4 protein-coding genes are annotated in these 2,006 nt (G+C 69.4%); all 4 read right to left on the bottom strand.

From position 1 onward, the window contains the following. Positions 1–514, bottom strand: a 514-nt coding sequence (locus tag LADH09A_RS03635) for a DUF222 domain-containing protein (RefSeq protein ID WP_238643303.1), incomplete at its 3' end; no start/stop codon positions are given. A 38-nt stretch (positions 515–552) separates the two neighbouring features. Continuing rightward, positions 553–1,128, bottom strand: a complete 576-nt coding sequence (locus LADH09A_RS03630) for an HAD domain-containing protein (protein WP_238643302.1) — start codon at positions 1,126–1,128, stop codon at positions 553–555. Between the two features lie 66 nt (positions 1,129–1,194). Beyond that, the gene (gene trxA, locus LADH09A_RS03625; protein ID WP_274528954.1) at positions 1,195–1,542 is read right to left on the bottom strand and encodes a thioredoxin; all 348 of its coding nucleotides are present in this window, start codon (positions 1,540–1,542) and stop codon (positions 1,195–1,197) included. Next, the gene (locus LADH09A_RS03620; protein WP_238643301.1) at positions 1,512–1,904 is read right to left on the bottom strand and encodes a MerR family transcriptional regulator; all 393 of its coding nucleotides are present in this window, start codon (positions 1,902–1,904) and stop codon (positions 1,512–1,514) included. The genes trxA and LADH09A_RS03620 overlap by 31 nt, the downstream gene beginning before the upstream one ends. Between the last annotated feature and the right edge of the window lie 102 nt (positions 1,905–2,006).

Here is a 2,006-nt window from a genome sequence, read left to right as displayed (position 1 = left end):
GGGGGGGGGGGTCGGGGTGGTTGGGGGCGAGTGGGTGGGTGGGGGGGGTGGCGGGAGTGGGGGGGCGGGGGGGGTGCGACTGGCCGGCCCAGTCGACCAGCACACCGACGGCCTTGTCGGCGGCCTGCGCGCCGGCTGAGGTGTGCACGGTGCTGACGGTGTCGGCGATGACCCGGGCCTGGTCGAGGGTGATGTGCCCGTCGGCCAAGGCTTGTCGTATCCCGGGGTTGCCGGTGTCCAGTGCGGCGGCGAGGTCGACGAGCCGGCGGGCGGCGGGCACGGTGAGGTGGAGTCGTTCGCGCAGCCAGACCGCTGTGCTGGACGCGCCCTGCGCCCGGGCGGTGCCCCGACCGTCGATCTCGCGGACCAGGGCGAGGGTGACGGCGGCGAGGCGTTGCTCCAGGCGGTGCGCGGCGTCGAGAGCGGCGATCAGCTCATCGTCGGCGAGAGCCCAGGCGGCGTCGTCAACGCACGCAGCGACCGCGTCGTCTGCCTGCGCCAACTCCTCAACCATGACCAAACATTAGAACAGGCGTACGACAACTTCAGTGGTCATGATCGATCGCTGCCAGGCGGAGCGAAGTTTCCTGGGGGCGCTGAACGGGCGCTGGCGGGGTGCTGAAGGGTGTCGGAGGGCAGGGATGGCCCCGGTCGCAACGCGATTGTCGTGGCCCAGGCGATGACTCGGTCGATCGAATCGCGGGTGAGGCCGATCGCCGGGTCGGCGGTGATCAACAGAGTGGGGCTGGTGCGCCTCTTGGCCCACTCGTGAGCGTGGGGCGTGTGAAGGTCGTCAATCCATGCTGCGGGCCGTTGCTGGGCGTAGGCGGCAATGAGTGGGACCTTCTCGCTGGGGTGGAACGGTGTGCGAGGCATGGTGACCACCGGCAGGGGAGCGATGCGAAGGAGCGGTACGAGGAGCTGATTCGCTTCGTCGTTCCAGCTCGTGGCCCAGGCGATGTCCAGGACGGTGCTCGCATCGGTGAGCCACGTGCCGTGTGCGGGATTGACGCGGACGGGTTCCTCGCCGGGGAACAGGCGGTGCTCGGTGTAGCCGGCCGGTGGTTGAGGACTGCCGTACGGGCTGAGGACACCGTCGACGTCGAGCAGCAGCAGGGGCCGGTTCACCCGCACATCACGACCTCGCTGTCAGACGGAGAAGGCTGGAGACGGCACTGAGCCGGCGGTGACCGGTCACAGGCCGGCGTGCATGGTCAGGCTCTGCCGGAGGTGGAGTTTCGGTCTGGACCCCACGACCGAGCCGACGACCTCGCCCCCGCGGAACACCAGCAGCGTCGGCAGCGACATGACCCCGTAGCGTCGCGTGGCCTGCGGGTTGTCGTCGGAGTTGAGCTTGGCGATGACCATCCGGTCGCTGAACTCCTGTGCCAGCTCGACCAGGCTCTTCTCGATCATCTTGCACGGCGGGCACCACTCCGCCCAGAAGTCGACCACGACGGGGCGGTCGTTGGCCAGCACCAGCTCGGCGAATGTGTCGTCGGTGATGGTGGTCAGGGAGCTGACGCTCGTTTCCTGGGGCATGTTTCCTCCCGGTGCGCGATGGCGTGAGTGAGCTGGGTGTGCAACTGCTGACGGACCGCTGCGAGCCGATCGAGGTAGTCGTCGACCTCGGCGAGCTTGCGTCGCAGCACCAGCACCGAATCCGGACAGACGTCGCCGGACGAGTTGCCCGCTCGCAGGCAGGCGACGAACGGACGGACGTCCTCGAGGCCGAAGCCGACGTCGAGCAGCGCCCGGATCTCCCGGACGACCCGCAGCTCCGCCTCGTCGTAGACGCGGTAGCCGTTCGCCGAGCGCTGCGGGTGTACCAACCCGTGGGCCTCGTAGTAGCGCAGCGTTCGGGTGCTCGTGCCGGCCCGTTCCGCCAGCTCGCCGATCAGCATCAGACCTCCTCGACCAGCCCGTCGCGACCACGCTAAACCTTGTCGTCAGCGTCAAGGCAAGGCCGCCCCGCGCCCCTGAGCCCCGAGCCCCGAGCCCCGAGC

Origin of the sequence: Micromonospora cabrerizensis (genome assembly GCF_022230955.1) — a bacterium.
Lineage (GTDB): Bacteria > Actinomycetota > Actinomycetes > Mycobacteriales > Micromonosporaceae > Micromonospora > Micromonospora cabrerizensis.
The sequence above is the reverse complement of the archived record's forward strand: the minus strand, read 5'-3'. Positions and strand labels throughout refer to the sequence as shown.

What these genes read in the sequence shown, in the direction of transcription:
- trxA (WP_274528954.1), bottom strand. Translation starts at nt 1,542, where the DNA reads ATGCCCCAGGAAACGAGCGTCAGCTCCCTGACCACCATCACCGACGAC.
- LADH09A_RS03620 (WP_238643301.1), bottom strand. Translation starts at nt 1,904, where the DNA reads ATGCTGATCGGCGAGCTGGCGGAACGGGCCGGCACGAGCACCCGAACG.